At 62.8% G+C, this 14,607-nt stretch carries 20 protein-coding genes; 12 read left to right on the top strand and 8 right to left on the bottom strand.

Annotated elements, in window-relative coordinates; translation table 11 throughout:
• Nucleotides 1-24: 24 nt before the first annotated feature.
• Nucleotides 25-324, top strand: a complete 300-nt coding sequence (locus tag GRI32_RS06200; protein WP_160590532.1) for a hypothetical protein — start codon at nucleotides 25-27, stop codon at nucleotides 322-324.
• A 187-nt stretch (nucleotides 325-511) separates the two neighbouring features.
• A complete protein-coding gene (locus tag GRI32_RS06195) occupies nucleotides 512-1,576 on the top strand; it encodes a ribonucleotide-diphosphate reductase subunit beta (RefSeq protein ID WP_160590530.1) in 1,065 nt (354 codons plus the stop codon).
• Between the two features lie 271 nt (nucleotides 1,577-1,847).
• Here GRI32_RS06195 and GRI32_RS06190 read toward each other — a convergent pair whose 3' ends face one another.
• The gene (locus tag GRI32_RS06190; protein WP_160590528.1) at nucleotides 1,848-2,210 is read right to left on the bottom strand and encodes an endonuclease domain-containing protein; all 363 of its coding nucleotides are present in this window, start codon (nucleotides 2,208-2,210) and stop codon (nucleotides 1,848-1,850) included.
• A 506-nt stretch (nucleotides 2,211-2,716) separates the two neighbouring features.
• On the opposite strand from GRI32_RS06190, the gene GRI32_RS06185 reads away from it, so the two are divergent.
• The gene (locus GRI32_RS06185) at nucleotides 2,717-3,460 is read left to right on the top strand and encodes a DUF6629 family protein (RefSeq protein ID WP_202385965.1); all 744 of its coding nucleotides are present in this window, start codon (nucleotides 2,717-2,719) and stop codon (nucleotides 3,458-3,460) included.
• 87 nt (nucleotides 3,461-3,547) lie between these two features.
• Nucleotides 3,548-3,796 carry a hypothetical protein gene (locus GRI32_RS06180; RefSeq protein ID WP_237437420.1) on the top strand — a complete coding sequence of 83 codons (249 nt, stop codon included), beginning with the start codon at nucleotides 3,548-3,550 and terminating at the stop codon, nucleotides 3,794-3,796.
• A 58-nt stretch (nucleotides 3,797-3,854) separates the two neighbouring features.
• Here GRI32_RS06180 and GRI32_RS06175 read toward each other — a convergent pair whose 3' ends face one another.
• On the bottom strand, nucleotides 3,855-4,151 hold the full coding sequence (locus GRI32_RS06175) for a hypothetical protein (RefSeq protein ID WP_160590526.1): 297 nt from the start codon (nucleotides 4,149-4,151) through the stop codon (nucleotides 3,855-3,857).
• Between the two features lie 138 nt (nucleotides 4,152-4,289).
• Entirely contained in the window at nucleotides 4,290-4,805 is a 516-nt protein-coding gene (locus tag GRI32_RS06170) for a thermonuclease family protein (protein ID WP_160590524.1), read from the bottom strand.
• Nucleotides 4,806-5,067: 262 nt separating this feature from the next.
• Between GRI32_RS06170 and GRI32_RS06165 the strand changes: the two genes are divergently transcribed.
• The 4 genes from GRI32_RS06165 (at nucleotide 5,068) to GRI32_RS06150 (ending at nucleotide 8,387) form a co-directional block, all read left to right on the top strand.
• Entirely contained in the window at nucleotides 5,068-5,265 is a 198-nt protein-coding gene (locus tag GRI32_RS06165) for a YdcH family protein (RefSeq protein WP_160590522.1), read from the top strand.
• Nucleotides 5,266-5,387: 122 nt separating this feature from the next.
• Nucleotides 5,388-6,578, top strand: a complete 1,191-nt coding sequence (gene nhaA, locus GRI32_RS06160; protein ID WP_160590520.1) for a Na+/H+ antiporter NhaA — start codon at nucleotides 5,388-5,390, stop codon at nucleotides 6,576-6,578.
• A complete protein-coding gene (locus GRI32_RS06155; protein ID WP_160591075.1) occupies nucleotides 6,578-7,567 on the top strand; it encodes a TerC/Alx family metal homeostasis membrane protein in 990 nt (329 codons plus the stop codon). The genes nhaA and GRI32_RS06155 overlap by 1 nt, the downstream gene beginning before the upstream one ends.
• A gap of 82 nt (nucleotides 7,568-7,649) precedes the next feature.
• Nucleotides 7,650-8,387: a carbonic anhydrase gene (locus tag GRI32_RS06150; RefSeq protein WP_160590518.1), complete on the top strand. Its 738-nt coding sequence runs from the start codon at nucleotides 7,650-7,652 to the stop codon at nucleotides 8,385-8,387.
• Nucleotides 8,388-8,514: 127 nt separating this feature from the next.
• On the opposite strand, the gene GRI32_RS06145 is transcribed toward GRI32_RS06150, so the two are convergent.
• From GRI32_RS06145 to GRI32_RS06135, 3 genes are all read right to left on the bottom strand, one after another.
• On the bottom strand, nucleotides 8,515-8,898 hold the full coding sequence (locus tag GRI32_RS06145; RefSeq protein WP_160590516.1) for a DUF2200 domain-containing protein: 384 nt from the start codon (nucleotides 8,896-8,898) through the stop codon (nucleotides 8,515-8,517).
• On the bottom strand, nucleotides 8,891-9,667 hold the full coding sequence (ppk2, locus tag GRI32_RS06140; RefSeq protein ID WP_160590514.1) for a polyphosphate kinase 2: 777 nt from the start codon (nucleotides 9,665-9,667) through the stop codon (nucleotides 8,891-8,893). The genes GRI32_RS06145 and ppk2 overlap by 8 nt, the downstream gene beginning before the upstream one ends.
• An 80-nt stretch (nucleotides 9,668-9,747) precedes the next feature.
• On the bottom strand, nucleotides 9,748-10,161 hold the full coding sequence (locus GRI32_RS06135) for a thermonuclease family protein (protein WP_337190168.1): 414 nt from the start codon (nucleotides 10,159-10,161) through the stop codon (nucleotides 9,748-9,750).
• A gap of 126 nt (nucleotides 10,162-10,287) precedes the next feature.
• On the opposite strand from GRI32_RS06135, the gene argB reads away from it, so the two are divergent.
• The 4 genes from argB (at nucleotide 10,288) to GRI32_RS06115 (ending at nucleotide 13,003) form a co-directional block, all read left to right on the top strand.
• Nucleotides 10,288-11,199, top strand: a complete 912-nt coding sequence (gene argB, locus GRI32_RS06130; RefSeq protein ID WP_237437419.1) for an acetylglutamate kinase — start codon at nucleotides 10,288-10,290, stop codon at nucleotides 11,197-11,199.
• Nucleotides 11,200-11,276: 77 nt separating this feature from the next.
• Nucleotides 11,277-11,570, top strand: coding sequence for a YggT family protein (locus GRI32_RS06125; protein ID WP_160590512.1), 294 nt, complete (start codon nucleotides 11,277-11,279; stop codon nucleotides 11,568-11,570).
• 32 nt (nucleotides 11,571-11,602) lie between these two features.
• Nucleotides 11,603-12,379: a hypothetical protein gene (locus GRI32_RS06120; RefSeq protein WP_160590510.1), complete on the top strand. Its 777-nt coding sequence runs from the start codon at nucleotides 11,603-11,605 to the stop codon at nucleotides 12,377-12,379.
• A gap of 3 nt (nucleotides 12,380-12,382) precedes the next feature.
• Nucleotides 12,383-13,003, top strand: a complete 621-nt coding sequence (locus GRI32_RS06115; RefSeq protein WP_160590508.1) for a MarC family protein — start codon at nucleotides 12,383-12,385, stop codon at nucleotides 13,001-13,003.
• A gap of 17 nt (nucleotides 13,004-13,020) precedes the next feature.
• On the opposite strand, the gene GRI32_RS06110 is transcribed toward GRI32_RS06115, so the two are convergent.
• Nucleotides 13,021-13,635, bottom strand: a complete 615-nt coding sequence (locus GRI32_RS06110) for an LON peptidase substrate-binding domain-containing protein (RefSeq protein ID WP_160590506.1) — start codon at nucleotides 13,633-13,635, stop codon at nucleotides 13,021-13,023.
• On the bottom strand, nucleotides 13,632-14,540 hold the full coding sequence (locus GRI32_RS06105) for a tetratricopeptide repeat protein (protein WP_160591069.1): 909 nt from the start codon (nucleotides 14,538-14,540) through the stop codon (nucleotides 13,632-13,634). The genes GRI32_RS06110 and GRI32_RS06105 overlap by 4 nt, the downstream gene beginning before the upstream one ends.
• Between the last annotated feature and the right edge of the window lie 67 nt (nucleotides 14,541-14,607).

The following is a 14,607-nucleotide window of genomic DNA, read 5'->3' as shown; positions in this document are numbered from 1 at the left end:
ACCAATCTGGTAGTTGCCCTGCTCATGAGCAAGCGCCCGAACAGATTTGCCACCCACTACGGCTATGGCGAGATCAAGACGTCTCGCTATCTTGTGCTGTATGTGGCGCAGGCGTTCTGGCTGGTGTTCGGCGTGTACCTGTATTCAGGGGCGTTCTGGCCCTCCACCTGCACGCCGGAAAATGTCCTCGAGATATACAGCTGTTCGATGCGCCTGCCCGAAAACGGCGGCTGGCGCGAAGCGGCCTTGCTCACCTGGCTGTGGGCCACGCCGATCCTGATCCTGCTCGAAATCTCCCGCCGCATGGGCAAGAGCGACGACTGATTGCAGCGCACGGCCATCGGCCAGGCTGCTGCCATGACTCTGACCGCTGCCCGCCCGGCGAACGGCTGGACTCACGCCGTGCACGGTTCGTCCTCAATTTATCCCCGCATAAACCTGCCTGCTTGCCTTCGATTCTGCGCCATGGTTCCCTATATTGGAACTTCGCTCAGATTCTCGGAGATACCACATGTCGTTGCTCGAAGCCCGCAAGACCTACAAGCCCTTTGAATATCCGTGGGCTTATGAGTTCTGGAAGCGGCAGCAGCAGATTCACTGGATGCCCGAAGAAGTGCCTTTGGGGGAGGATTGCCGCGACTGGGCGCAGAACCTCTCCGATCATGAGCGCAACCTGCTCACGCAGATCTTCCGCTTCTTCACCCAGGCCGATATCGAGGTACAGGATTGCTACCACGAAAAATACGGCCGCGTGTTCAAGCCGGTAGAGGTCAAGATGATGCTGGCCGCCTTCTCCAACATGGAGACGGTGCATATCGCCGCCTATTCCCACCTGCTCGACACCATCGGCATGCCAGAGAGCGAATATGGCATGTTCCTGGAATATGAGGAGATGAAGGACAAGCACGACTATCTGCAGGAATTCGGCGTCGACAATGACGAGGATATTGCCCGCACGCTGGCCATGTTCGGCGGCTTTACCGAAGGCCTCCAGCTGTTTGCCAGCTTTGCCATGCTGATGAACTTCCCGCGCTTCAACAAGATGAAGGGCATGGGGCAGATCGTCAGCTGGTCCGTGCGCGATGAGAGCCTGCACTGCGAAGGCATCACCCGCCTGTTCCACGCCTTCTGCGCAGAGCGGGACTGCCTGACAAAATCGGTCAAGGAAGACATCATGGACATGTGCCAGAAGACGGTGCGGCTGGAAGATGCCTTCATCGATCTGGCGTTCGAACAGGGCCCCGTGCCCGGCATGACGGCCAAGGAAATCAAGCGCTACATCCGCTACATCGCCGATTGGCGGCTGGGCCAGCTGGGCCTGCCCAACATCTACATGATCGAAGACCACCCGCTGCCCTGGCTCGCCCCGCTGCTCAACGGCGTGGAGCACGCCAACTTCTTCGAAACCCGCGCCACCGAATATTCCAAGGGCGCCACCCGCGGCAACTGGCAGGACGTGTGGTCCAGCTTCGACAAACGCAAGAAAGCCACCGCCGCGAATGAAGAAGAAGCGGTGGACGATGGCCCGGGGCTGTTTGGTGAGGGTGAAGGTTCAGGCATACAGGCGGCGGAGTAGGGGGTGGCGACTCGCGAAGACCTGAAAGGCTGGGTGTTTGAAGCTCTAACGGACCTCGGGCCTTCCTAGGTTCCGGACGTTGCGAGGCATATTTGGGACAATCATGAGGCAGATCTCCGTTCGTCAGGCGATCTATTTTACACTTGGCAGTACGCGATGCATTGGGAAGCGCAAAAGCTTCAGCAGGAAGGTCAGCTTCTTAAGAAGACCAAGGGTCGTATCTGGGAGCTCACCTAAGGAATTTGCATTCCCCTCCTGCGTGCGGGAGGGATCAGGCTTTCGGACTTTTTAGCCTTTGCACTTCTTCGGCGATGGCTAGCACCACTCCCTCTGAATTGCCCAACACATCACCATTGGTGAAGCGCAGCACGGTATAGCCATTCGCTTGCATCCAGTTGTCCCGAACGGCGTCTGACTGCGGCGCCCGGTCATGGCTGATGCCATCGCATTCGACCACCAGCTTCAATGCCCTGCACAGGAAATCGGCAAAGTAAGGCCCTACGGGCATTTGCCGGCTGAACTTTGCGCCTGCCTGGCTGCGGGCGAGGTATCTCCACAGCATGCGCTCGGCAGGAGTAGCTTGGTGGCGCAACGTGCGGGCGCGGGAAGTGTTGCGTGGGTTCCACTCGGCCATGCAGCGGGTTTGCCCTTATGAGGGAGTGTTCGCAAGGTGGTCGCTAATGTTGCTGGCCCACCCCCGTCCCCTCCCGCAAGCGGGAGGGGAGAAGAATGGTGCGACGAGTCCCCCTCCCGCTTGCGGGAGGGGTTAGGGGTGGGGTCTTCCTTTACTGCGAGACTGGGTAGCGCGCCACCACACCCCTTTCCTACACCCAAACCACCGCGCTACCGCCAGACCGGCTCTTTCACATGGTCAGGCAGGTCTGTGGCTCCGCGTAAGGATATTGCTCGAACGCGTCAGATAATTTTATTTTGTGCAAGGTGTGTGTTTGCCTCCAAACAGGACATAACACGCTGAAATACTGCGCAATTATCCCGGTCCGCGAAGTTTACACCGTGTCACTTGTGTAAACCTGGGCGGCGCAAACCGGGCGCGGAGTGGCCAACCGTGGGGTCACCTGCGCGGCCATCTCCCGGTCCCGTGTCCGCGCTATAGCCATCCACGTGCCGCTGCGGCATAGCATGGCAGCGGGATTGCCCGCCCCAGCCTTCAAGGGAGCGCGTGCCATCTGCTTCTCCGCCACCGCAAGTTTCACCGCCAGTGCCGTGCTTGCCGTGGTCGGCACGGTGAGTTTGCGGCAGGCGCACAGGTTCGGGCTGGCCGATGGCCAGGGTAACGGTGTGGGTAACGGGCCGGGTAACGGTCTGGGCGCGCGGAACTATCCCTATGCGGCGATCCCGCTGCTGTTCGCCGCGCAGCAATTCATCGAAGGGTGGCTGTGGCTGGGTCTGGCCGGTACGGGGCCGGAATACATGCCGTCCGTTCCCGCGCTGACGGTGCTCTACCTGATGTTCGCCAACATATTGTGGCCGGTCTATGTGCCCGTCGCCGTGCTGGCGCTGGAGACGAGCGCGGCGCACCGCCGCCGGCTGATCGTGCCGCTGCTGGCCGGGATCGCGGTTAGCCTGTTCTTCCTCAATGCGCTGATCACGCAGCAGGTGTGGGCGGAAATTGCCGGGCACCACATCGATTACCACCTGCCGCACAAGTATGATGTGGTGGCGGTGCTGGTCTATGCCGGGGCGGCGTGTCTTGCTCCGCTGATGTCCAGCCATCCGATGGTGCGGTTGTTCGGCGGCCTGCTGGTGGCATCGATGATCGCGGCGGCGGCGATCTACCTGACGTGGTTCGCCTCTGTCTGGTGCTTCTTCGCCGCTTTGCTGAGCGTGGCGGTGTTGCTGCAATTCAGGCGCCGCAATACGTAAATGGTGCAACTGGCACGGCCCCGGCAATCCGCGCTATGCTTCACGCGCGGGCGACTCGCTTCTGCCCGCGACACAGGAGTTTTGACCATGAATACATCCCCGTTCCCGTCCCTGCGCACTGCGGCCCTGCTGCCGCTGGCCGGTGTCTTCGCTCTCTCGCTGGCGGCGTGCCAGGCCGAACAGCCGACCTACGAAGCCGATGCGGAGGATGTGAGCGGCGGTGATCTGATCGTCTCTCCCGACGATCCGGCGAACGTGCCGGTGAATGTGCCCGAAACGCCGATGACGCCCGTGCCGGATGAAACGGCGTCCGCAGCAGATACAGCTGCCGAATAGTACCGGGGGTCAGAGGGGCTGGCGCAAGGCCGCCCCTCCTTCCCGCGCATGGGGCTGATCAGCCCTTGGTGTTGGCGGAGGCGCCTCGCGTGTCTGCGCCTTGCGCTTCGGCCTGCGCGCGCTTGGCTGCAACGGCCTGAGGGTCATCCACCCGCTCGGCGGTGTTCACGGTCTTATCGGCATTGCCGGCCTGCTCGCCGGCACCAGAGATCCCAGCAGCGGCTTCCTTGGCATGGGCGGCTTCGGCATCATGATGGGTGCTGTCATGGCTGCTGTCCTGGGCGAGGCCGGCGGTGCTCGTCCCGGCAATGGCCAGCGCTGCCAGCGCGGCAGCTGCAATCGTCTTTGGTATCATCTCGTCATCCTTCCCGGATCCGGCGCGGATCGCCGAATCGCGCGTATCAGCGCCTGCGCGCGCAGCTTTGCACGTCGCTAGCGCCAGAGCGGGGCCGGCTTGCGCCCGGATGCGGCGGACTGGCCCGCGCGGGACCGATCAGCACCAGTCCACCTTCGCGCGCGAATCATAGCGGCGGGCACTGCCGATGCGCCGCATGTGATCGCCCAGGTCGTCGCGCGATCCATCGGCGGCTTCGCGCCACACGGTCTGCAGCTCGCGGCCATAGCGGTCATGCCCGGCCTGATCGGCGGGCAGCATCAGGAACGGTCCGCGCTCCAGCCAGGCGAGCAGGTCGGCGGTGGCACGACGAGCCAGCTCGCGCTCGGCATCGCAGCGCCCGTCACGCTCAGGCGCGTCGATCCCTTGCACGCGGATGCGGCGGCTGGCGATGCGGAACGTGTCGCCATCGACCACGCAATTCGGCGCATAGCCGGGGGCATCGCACAAGGCGAAACCGGCGGTGACTTGCTCGCCTGCGGGCATCGGCAGGCCGATCCGCTGGCGCAGGGCCGCATCGTTCCACGCCAGAGCTGCGCCCACCAGCACCGCCACCAGCAGCATCGGGCGGATGTAACGCGCGGCGCGGCGCAGCAGGCTGAGGGTTTGGGCCACCGGCGCAGATAAAACCGGGGGCGGGCCAGCAGCAAGCGAGGCAACAAATTCCTCCCCGCCTGAAAATAACACTTGAAATCAGACCGAATCGCTCGCATTAAGGCTGCGCGGACCGGGCCCCTCTGGCGGGCGTTGTTCTACGACGCTCGTGATGTCGGACCGCATCGGACAACCGATGCGTTCTGGCGGGCACCTACCTCCCCCCACACACAAACGCAGCGGTTGAACGATCACCCTATTGCCTCTCGTAAGGAGACCAAGGATGACGGCCCGTTTGTATCGATTGACCCTGATGCACCAACGCATCGATGAGCGCTTGCGCATGGAGCTGAAGCGCCGTGCACCAGACCAGTTTGCGCTGGCGCGGCTCAAGAAAATGAAGCTGCGGGTGAAGGATCTGATCCACCGCCACACGCCGCGCTTTGCCGGCAGGTTTGCGTCCAGGCCCATCACGGGCTGAACGCAGCACGCGCAGGGGCGGCCAGCCGCTTCCCCTTTCCCGTTCCCCCCTCTCAGGAAATGGATGGGGCGGGTCGTCCCTGCGCAAACTGCCAGCTTTCCGCCATGTCGGAGAATTGATCCATGCTTTCCACAGTCACCCCGATGCTGCGCGATTTCCTGCGCCAGGAAAGCGCCGGCGGGATTGTGCTTATCGTCGCCGCCGCACTGGCGCTGGCGATCGCCAACAGTCCTGCAGCGCCGCTTTATGCCGCATTCCTGAGCCTGCCCGTGATCGCCGGGATCGGGCCGGTGGTGATCGACAAGTCGCTGCTGCTGTGGGTCAATGACGGGTTGATGGCGGTATTCTTCTTCCTGGTCGGGCTGGAAGTGAAGCGAGAGGCGCTGGTCGGCCAGCTCAACAGCTGGGACAAGGCCTCGCTGCCGGTGATCGCGGCGATTGGCGGTATGGCCATGCCCGCCGCGATATATCTGGCTATCAATGCCGGAACACCGGGAAACATGGCTGGCTGGGCAATCCCCGCCGCCACCGATATCGCCTTTGCGCTGGGCATATTGTCACTGCTTGGTCCGCGCGTGCCGGTGGCGTTGAAGGCGCTGCTGCTGGCGATTGCGGTGATCGACGACATTGGCGCCATCGCCATCATCGCACTGTTCTATACTGCCGAGACGAACCTCACCATGCTGGCGGGCGCGGCGATCACGCTGGTGCTGCTGGCGGCGGTGGGCAGGGCGCGTGTTGCCTCCTCCATTCCCTATGTGCTGCTCGGCATCATCCTGTGGGTGTTCGTGCTGAAATCAGGTGTCCACGCGACGCTGGCGGGCGTTGCCGCAGCGCTGTGCGTGCCTTTGCGCGCGGGACAGGAGAGACCGCTGGAACGCATGGAACATGCGCTGCACCCGTGGGTGGCCTTTCTGGTGATCCCCATTTTCGGCTTTGCCAATGCCGGCGTCGCGCTGGGCGGGGTGGAGGTTTCCGATCTGGTCGCGCCGCTGCCGCTGGGCATCGCGCTGGGCCTGCTGATCGGCAAGCAGATGGGCATTTTCGGCTTTGCCTGGGTGGCCATCAAACTGGGCCTGGCACGGCTGCCCGCTGCGGTGGGGTGGAGGCAGCTTCACGCATTGTCTCTGCTGGCTGCCATCGGCTTCACCATGAGCCTGTTCATCGGCAATCTCGCCTTTTCCGATCCTGCCACCGTGGATGCGGTGAAGATCGGCGTGCTGGGCGGGTCGCTGATCGCGGCGCTGGCCGGATATTTCATGCTGGACCGGGCGCTGCCCCGATCGGCAAACACCAAGGACATTTCTGAATGATCGAGTTTCTCACCGCCGACTGGCTCGGCACGCCCGCATGGTTCTGGGCGGCATTTCTTGCCATTGTGGCGATCCTGACCGTGTTCGACCTTGGCGTGCTGCACAAGGAAGACCGCGAGATGGGCATTGGCGAAAGCCTCAAGCTGTCGGTCTTCTACATTGGCGTGGCGATGGCCTTTGGCGTCTGGGTCTGGCTGGAGCGCGGTGCTACGTCAGCATCCGAATATTACACCGGCTTCTTCATCGAAAAGGCGCTGTCGATCGACAACGTCTTCGTGATCAGCCTGATCTTCAGCTATTTCGCCGTTCCGCCCAAATACCAGTATCGCGCGCTGCTGTGGGGCATCATGGCGGTGATCGTGCTGCGCGGCCTGATGATCGCGGGCGGCGCAGCCCTGCTGGCAGAGGCCTATTGGGTGCTGTATATCTTCGCCGCCTTCCTGATCTTCACCGGCTTCAAGATGATGGTGGCGGGCGACAAGCCGATGGATATTGGCAATAACCCGGCGGTCAAATGGATCAGCCGCCACATGCGCGTGACGCCTGATCATCACGGTGAACGCTTCATCGTGAAGGTGAAGGACGAGAAGACCGGGCAGATGGTCCGCGCGGCCACTCCGCTGCTGCTGGCGCTGGTGGTGATCAACCTGGCCGATCTGGTGTTCGCGGTGGACAGTGTGCCGGCGATCTTCGCCATCACCACCGATACCTTCATCGTCTACACCTCCAACATCTTTGCCATATTGGGCCTGCGGGCACTGTACTTCGCCCTGGCGGCGATGGTCCATCGCTTCCATTATCTGAAATATGCGCTGGCTGCGGTGCTGGTGTTCATCGGCACCAAGATCTTCGTGTCCGACTTCCTGCTGAATGGCGGAAAATTCCCCGCCTGGGCCAGCCTTGGCGTGACCTTCGCGCTGATCGCGGGCGGCGTGTTCTATTCGCTGTGGAAGACCCGCGGCGAGGAGGAGGCGGACTGGCCGGCATGACGCGTGCGAGGCCGGTATCAAACTTCATCACGCACCTGAAACATCACCTCAATTTCTACATCAAACCAAGGAGTCTGAAATCATGAGAAAATTGCTTTTGTCTGCCGCACTGGCCGGGCTTGTGGCCGGTCCGGCTATGGCCGCAGCGGAGTGGGAATATGAAGGGCCGCACGGCGCTGATCGCTGGGGACAGCTGTCCAGGGATTTCGAACTGTGCGAGCGGGGGATCATGCAGAGCCCGATCGATCTGGGCGGTGCCAATGCCATGGGCGAAATGGCGCTGGATATTGACTGGCGGGCAGGCCCGCTGACCATGCTCAACAATGGCCATACGGTGCAGGCCAACTTCGCGCCCGGTTCATCAATCACCAGCGGCGGCAAGCTGTTCAACCTGCTGCAGGTGCATTTCCACACGCCGTCCGAACATACGGTGGATGGCGAGCATTATCCGCTCACCGCGCATTTCGTCCATGCCAGCGATGCGGGCGAACTGGCCGTTGTCGGCGTGATGTTCGAGGAAGGCGCGGCCAATCCCGAATTGCAGAAACTGGTCGATGCCGCTCCCGCGCAGGAGCGCGAGGCGATGACTGTCGAGGGCGCCAGCTTCGATCCGGCGGCCTTGCTGCCCGAAGATATGGGCATCTATCGCTATATGGGATCGCTCACCACGCCGCCTTGCAGCGAAGGGGTGAACTGGCATGTCGTGGCTCAGCCGGTCAGCGCCAGCTCCGATCAGATCGCGGCGATGGAATCCATCATGGGCATGAATGCACGGCCGGTGCAGCTGCTCAACGGCCGCCTTCTGGTGGCACCCGAATAGGCCGGACATGGATGACGCAGTGGCCGGGACCTGCCCGGCTGCTGCGTCAGACCAGGCGGGGCCAGACAGGACAGTGGTTTGGCATGGGCCAGCCCAATCGGGGACCTGGCCGCTGCCGCGCCAAACGTCATTCGCGCAGTATCTTCTCCATCCCCTTGCCGCGCGCGAGTTCGTCTACCAGTTTGTCGAGATAGCGGATTTCGCGCATCAGCGGCGCTTCGACGTCCTCCACGCGAATGCCGCAGACCACGCCTTTTATGAGTTCGCGGCGGGGATTCATGGCCGGGGCCAGGGCGAAGAAATTCTCGAAATCGGTCTTGTCTGCGAGCAGCTGTTCCAGCCCGTCGGTATCGTAACCTGTCAGCCAGAAGATGATCTGGTCGACTTCAGCCTTGCTGCGCCCCTTGCGCTCGGCCTTGGCGACATAGAGGGGATACACGCTGGCGAAGCTGGTGGTGTAGATGCGGTGCGTATTGGTGGCGGATCGGCCCGTCTGCGCGGTGTCAGTCATCGTCCGGGCCATAATGATCGATCGGCTTCAGGCGGCCGAATTCCTCGTTCAGCGGCGGATGCTCCAGCCGGGGCCAGTCGATCTCGTCCTCGGGCACATCTGTTTCAGGCAGGCGGTCGAGCAGGTTGCGGATGAGGGTCAGGCGGCCCTGCCTCTGGTCATTGTAATCGACCACGGTCCACGGCGCCTGATAGCTGTGGGTGGCGGCAAACATGGCTTCGCGCGCGGCGGTGTATTCGGCGAATTTGGTGCGCGCCTTGATATCGATGGGGGACAGCTTCCAGCGCTTCAGCGGGTCTTCCAGCCGCTCGGCAAAGCGCTCCTCCTGATGCTCCTGATCGCAGGCCAGCCAGTATTTGAACAGGCGGATGCCATCGTCCACCAGCAGCTTTTCGAACGTGGGCACATCGCGCAGGAAAGCCTCCACCTGCTCATCGGTGGCAAAGCCCATGACCTTTTCCACCCCGGCGCGGTTGTACCAGCTGCGGTCGAACAGCACGATCTCCCCGGCGGCGGGAAGATGGGGGACATAGCGCTGGAAATACCACTGCGTGGCCTCGGTCTCGGTCGGCTTGGGCAGGGCGACAAGGCGGCACTGGCGCGGATTGATCCGCTCGCTGATGGCCTTGATCGTGCCGCCCTTGCCCGCCGTATCGCGTCCTTCGAAGATTACCAGAATCCGCTGACCGGTCGTCTTTGCCCAGCGCGCCATGGCCACCAACTCATGCTCAAGCTGCTCGAGCGTCTCTTCATAATGTTTGCGTTTCATGGGCGCATTCTTCTCACCTGCGGCGCGGGTCGGCAAGTGCCGCCGTGCGGGTGCGTGCGACGCGACCAATACGATTGCCCCTACGCCTCGCACCAGTCTCCGCGGCGGCCCTGCCATTGTTCGGCCAGCCCTTCGGCCACCAATATCGCGCCCAGACTCCGCCCGTCGCGCATGACGATGCGCAATTGCCGGCCATAGCGATCAAGGTTGCGACCCTCGCTCACCAGCGTGAACGGACCCTGATTCAGCAATATCGTCAGCCGCACCGTCGCCTCTTCGCCAAGCTCGGCCTCCCGGCGGCAGGCGGGACGACTGATTTCGGGGGTGTTGATATCGGCCAGACGGATCTTGTCCCCGCGATACCAGATCGTGTCCCCGTCAACGACGCAGGTGATGCGGCCGCTGCCCGAACACCGGGAAAATTGGCCCTGCTCCAGATCCTGCGCAGCAAGCAGGAACGGAAAAACCAGGAGGAGGAGCAGGGCCCGGGTCACGATGCGGACCCTATGGCTGTGGCCGCCAGCCACATATCCGCGAGACTACGCATCAGGGGGAATGCCTAATAGATTGCGGGATCGACTAGGCAGTGCGCGGCAAAGCGACTATTGCGCGCAGCCATTATGACCAACACAGCAACGACACACGCGGGCGACAAGCAGATGCTGGCCAAGGCCGAGACTCTGATCGAGGCCCTGCCTTACTTCCAGCGCTATGCCGGGCGCAGCTTCGTGGTGAAATATGGCGGCCATGCCATGGGCGATCCGGAGGCGGCGCAGGACTTTGCCGAGGATATCGTGCTGCTGAAAGCCGTCGGCATCAATCCGGTGGTGGTGCATGGTGGCGGCCCGCAGATCGGCGCCATGCTGAAGAAACTGGGCGTGGAATCGCAATTCGTCGACGGGCTGCGCGTGACCGACAAGCAGACCGCCGAGATTGCCGAAATGGTGCTGTCCGGCGCGATCAACAAGGAACTGGTCGGCTGGATCGCGCAGGCGGGCGGCAAGGCCATCGGCATTTCGGGCAAGGATGGCGGGCTGGTGCGCGCGGAAAAGGTCACCCGCACGGTGAAAGACCCCGACAGCCAGATCGAACAGATTGTCGACCTCGGCTTCGTGGGCGAGCCCAAGGAAGTGGACACCACCGTACTCAAGACTGTCAGCGATGCCGGGATGATCCCGATCATCGCCCCGATCGCCTCTGACGGGGAGGGACATACCTATAATATCAACGCCGATACCATGGCCGGCGCCATTGCCGCCGCTCTGGGCGCGGCGCGGCTGTTCCTGCTGACCGATGTGCCGGGCGTGCTGGACAAGCAGGGCAATCTGCAGACCGACCTCAAGCCTGCGGACATCGCCCGCATGCGCGCCGATGGCACCATCAGCGGCGGCATGATCCCCAAGCTGGAAACCTGCGTTGCGGCGGTGGAGGCAGGCTGCGAGGCGGCGGTTGTGCTGGATGGCCGCGTGCCGCACGCCATGCTGCTGGAATTCTTCACCTCGCGCGGGGCGGGTACGCTGATCAGCGCCTAATGCGTATTAGGCGGTTGATACACTCGCCGCTGATGCTGTAGGCTCCGTTCGGGGACGCAATAATAAAGGGTCATGACGTGCTGCTAATCACACTTTCGCAGATCATCGGTTATCTCGTCTCGATCATCATCGTGCTGGTGATCACCCAGTTCGTACTCAGCCTGCTGATCAGCTTCAATGTCGTGAACATGCAGAACAATTTCGTGGAGGCGATCTGGCGCGCGGTGAACGCGCTGCTCGATCCGATCCTCAACCCGATCCGCAAGCTGATGCCCAACACTGGCGCAATCGACTTCTCGCCGCTGGTGCTGATCGTGGGTCTCAACATCCTCGATATCGTCATTCGCAACCTGGCCACCACCGCGCTTTGACTTTGCGCGCGGCGGGGCGCAGTGGCGGTTTCATGAAAAACCATCTTGCCCTTGCCGCCTGCGCAGCAGCATGCGCCCTTCTGGCCCTGGGCGGATGCGCCTCTGGTCGCGGCGGTCCGCTGGGCGACCAGATCAGCGGCAGGGCGAGTGACCGCCCGCTGCCACCTGTGGGCGATCCCGGATCTGTCGCTGCCGCCGATATCGCCTTTGCCAAGGCTGTGCGCGAAGATGGCGAGAGAGCCGCTTTTGACAATTACGCTGCCGGTGATGCCGTGGTGCATGACGAGGCCGGACTGGTCCCGGCGATGAGCTGGCTTGCCGGACAGGGCGATGGCCATGCCCTGACGCGCCGGTCCCCGTCTGTTGTCTGGTCCAGCTGCGATGGCACGCTGGCGGTCAGCTTCGGGCGCTATCTGGATGCAGGCGGAATTGTCGGCTCCTATGTCACGGTGTGGGAACTGCAGGAACGCTCCGGCTATCGCTGGACCTATGATCTGCGCGCGGCGGACAATCCGCAGCCCCCTCCGCCCCCGCCGCAGGTGGAGCCGGATGAGGACACGATCATCGTCACCCAGATCGATTCGATTGAAGGCAAGGTGGCCGATTGCACGCGTGCAGCCGGTTCGTCAGCGCCGCCGGTGGCGGCAAGTGACAGCGCGCCCGGCTCTGCCCGCTCCCGCGATGGCTCACTGCAATGGCGCTGGGAACACGGCGCCGATGGCCAGCGCCGCGTGGTGGTGGATTACCTGCGCGAGGGAAGCTGGCAGCAGGCGCTGGATTTCTCCGCACCGCCGGCCCCGGGCAGCTAAGCCATGACCGAACTGTTTCTCTCCGCCTTCGTGACCCTGTTCGTGGTGATCGATCCTCCCGGATGCGCGCCGATCTATGCCGGGCTGACCGCCCACGCGTCTCCTTCCGCGCGGCGCAACATGGCCATTCGCGCCTGTTTCATCGCCGGACTGATCCTGGTGGGCTTTGCGCTGTTCGGCGCCGATCTGCTGCGCGCCATGCATATAGAGCTGGATGCGTTCCGCATTGCCGGCGGTATCATGCTGTTCCTGATCGCGCTGGAGATGGTGTTCGAAAAGCGGACCGAGCGCAGGGAGGACCGGGCCGACAAGATCCGCGACAAGCCCGAATATGAAGATGTGTCGGTCTTCCCCATGGCCATGCCCATGCTGGCCGGGCCGGGCGCGATTGCCTCCATCATGCTGCTGGAAGGTTCGGCTGACGGCGTGGAAGGCACTCTGGTGGTGCTGGGCGCATTGGCGGCCGTGCTGCTGCTCACCATGCTGGCGCTGATGGCGGCAAGCCCGCTGATGAAGCTGTTCGGCGCCAAGGTGGAAGCGGTCATCACCCGCCTGCTGGGCGTGCTGCTGGCAGCCCTTGCCGCACAATATGTGATCGACGGTTTGAGGAATAGTTTTTCTTAGCCTGAGGCTAAAACAAACTACTGCAACGTAACCTTGCTTTCGTCGGGATCGCTGCGGCCGAAGAATTCCATCAGCTGGATCAGCAATTCGCAGCGCTGGTTCAGGTCGTCGGCTTCCAGCAGCGCCTGCTTGGCGGCAGCATCGAAGGGGGCGATCTGGGACAGGCCGTTGATCAGCGCGACATCGTCCAGCTGGGCGATTGATTCCCAGTCCACGGAATAGCCCTGCGCCTCGGCGAACTTGCGTGCTTCATTTTCAAACCCGGCGCGTTCGGCGCTGCTGAGGAATTCGCCAATCGGCTCCTCTATCAGCTCTGCCTCCACCTGGCGGAACGGCGTGGTCACATCCAGTTCGCGCAGGATGCGGAAGCGCTGCTCGCCGCCCAGCACGATATTGTACAGCCCGTCCTCTGATGTCTCGACGTCCTCGATCTTGCCCACGCAGCCGATGTCGAACAGCGGCGATCCTTCGCGCATGTCCTGCGGCTGGATCATGGCAATACGCCGGTCGCGGGCCAGTGCATCGCCCACCATGGCGCGGTATCGCGGCTCAAAGATATGCAACGGCAGTTGCAGGCCGGGAAACAGGATTGCGCCGGTCAGCGGGAAGATGGAGAGCCGCTTTCCGCTCATCCGAACAGCAACAACGACAATCGGCGGCGCTGGCCGGAAACCCACGGGTCTTCCAGCCCGACGGCTTCGAATATCTGCAACAGCTTGGCCTTGGCCGCGCCTTCGTTCCATTCCGCCTCGCGCTCGATCATGGTCAGCAGCACGTCAGCGGCATCATCGCGCACGCCTGCGGCAAAGGCGGCCTCGGCAAAGGCCATTTGCGCGTCCATATCCGCAGGGCGTTCCGCCGCTGCCGCGCGCAGAGCCTGCAATTCGCTGTCATCCACGTCCGGCCCGGCCAGTTCCAGTGCGCTATAGGCCTGCGCCACGGCTGCTTCGGCCTGCATTTCGGGCGGCAGGGCATCATAGGTGGCCTGCGCCTGTTCCTTGTGTCCGGCGGCCAGCAGGGCGCGGATCAGTCCGGCAAACGCCTCTGGCCTGGTGTTGTCCATCTGGCCGATCTGCATGAAGGCCTGTGCGGCCTGCTCTGCCTCGCCATCGGCCAGCAGCTTATCTGCAAAGGCGATCAGCTCGCCAATATCAGGAGCCTTCTGCCCGCCCTCGGCAGCTTCGCCAATGGGCAGCTGCGTCAGGATCTGGTCCAGCGCACCCTTCAGCTGCGATTCGGTGCGCGCCGGGGTCAGGTCCGCCACAGGCTGGCCCTGGAACATGGCATAGACGGTAGGGATGGAGCGGACCTGGAACTGTTCGGCAATGAACTTGTCCTCGTCCACATTGATCTTGGCCAGCACCACGCCCTTGTCGGCATATTCGGCGCAGACTTTCTCCAGGATCGGCGTCAACGCCTTGCACGGGCCGCACCATTCGGCCCAGAAATCCACGATCACCAGCTGCGTCTGCGAAGGATCGACCACCTGGGTGCGAAATCTCTCGACGGCTTTCTGCTCGTCCATACTAAGGCCCATGCTTGCCAAGTGGCTGCTCCTGCTATGCGTGAATCTGTCCAGACCCCTATGTGGAGCATCGGGCGCA

The sequence above is a fragment of the Alteraurantiacibacter aestuarii genome (assembly GCF_009827405.1).
Classification (GTDB): Bacteria; Pseudomonadota; Alphaproteobacteria; order Sphingomonadales; family Sphingomonadaceae; genus Alteraurantiacibacter; species Alteraurantiacibacter aestuarii.
The sequence above is the reverse complement of the archived record's forward strand: the minus strand, read 5'-3'. Positions and strand labels throughout refer to the sequence as shown.

Bases quoted from the DNA above. Each gene is read 5' to 3' on its own strand.
- GRI32_RS06190 (WP_160590528.1), bottom strand. From the start codon at position 2,210: ATGGCCGAGTGGAACCCACGCAACACTTCCCGCGCCCGCACGTTGCGC.
- GRI32_RS06150 (WP_160590518.1), top strand. From the start codon at position 7,650: ATGAGAAAATTGCTTTTGTCTGCCGCACTGGCCGGGCTTGTGGCCGGT.
- GRI32_RS06110 (WP_160590506.1), bottom strand. From the start codon at position 13,635: ATGAGCGGAAAGCGGCTCTCCATCTTCCCGCTGACCGGCGCAATCCTG.
- GRI32_RS06180 (WP_237437420.1), top strand. From the start codon at position 3,548: ATGAATACATCCCCGTTCCCGTCCCTGCGCACTGCGGCCCTGCTGCCG.
- GRI32_RS06120 (WP_160590510.1), top strand. From the start codon at position 11,603: ATGAAAAACCATCTTGCCCTTGCCGCCTGCGCAGCAGCATGCGCCCTT.
- argB (WP_237437419.1), top strand. From the start codon at position 10,288: ATGACCAACACAGCAACGACACACGCGGGCGACAAGCAGATGCTGGCC.
- GRI32_RS06165 (WP_160590522.1), top strand. From the start codon at position 5,068: ATGACGGCCCGTTTGTATCGATTGACCCTGATGCACCAACGCATCGAT.
- ppk2 (WP_160590514.1), bottom strand. From the start codon at position 9,667: ATGAAACGCAAACATTATGAAGAGACGCTCGAGCAGCTTGAGCATGAG.
- GRI32_RS06105 (WP_160591069.1), bottom strand. From the start codon at position 14,540: ATGGGCCTTAGTATGGACGAGCAGAAAGCCGTCGAGAGATTTCGCACC.
- GRI32_RS06195 (WP_160590530.1), top strand. From the start codon at position 512: ATGTCGTTGCTCGAAGCCCGCAAGACCTACAAGCCCTTTGAATATCCG.
- GRI32_RS06200 (WP_160590532.1), top strand. From the start codon at position 25: ATGAGCAAGCGCCCGAACAGATTTGCCACCCACTACGGCTATGGCGAG.
- GRI32_RS06115 (WP_160590508.1), top strand. From the start codon at position 12,383: ATGACCGAACTGTTTCTCTCCGCCTTCGTGACCCTGTTCGTGGTGATC.
- GRI32_RS06145 (WP_160590516.1), bottom strand. From the start codon at position 8,898: ATGACTGACACCGCGCAGACGGGCCGATCCGCCACCAATACGCACCGC.
- GRI32_RS06175 (WP_160590526.1), bottom strand. From the start codon at position 4,151: ATGATACCAAAGACGATTGCAGCTGCCGCGCTGGCAGCGCTGGCCATT.
- nhaA (WP_160590520.1), top strand. From the start codon at position 5,388: ATGCTTTCCACAGTCACCCCGATGCTGCGCGATTTCCTGCGCCAGGAA.
- GRI32_RS06185 (WP_202385965.1), top strand. From the start codon at position 2,717: ATGGCAGCGGGATTGCCCGCCCCAGCCTTCAAGGGAGCGCGTGCCATC.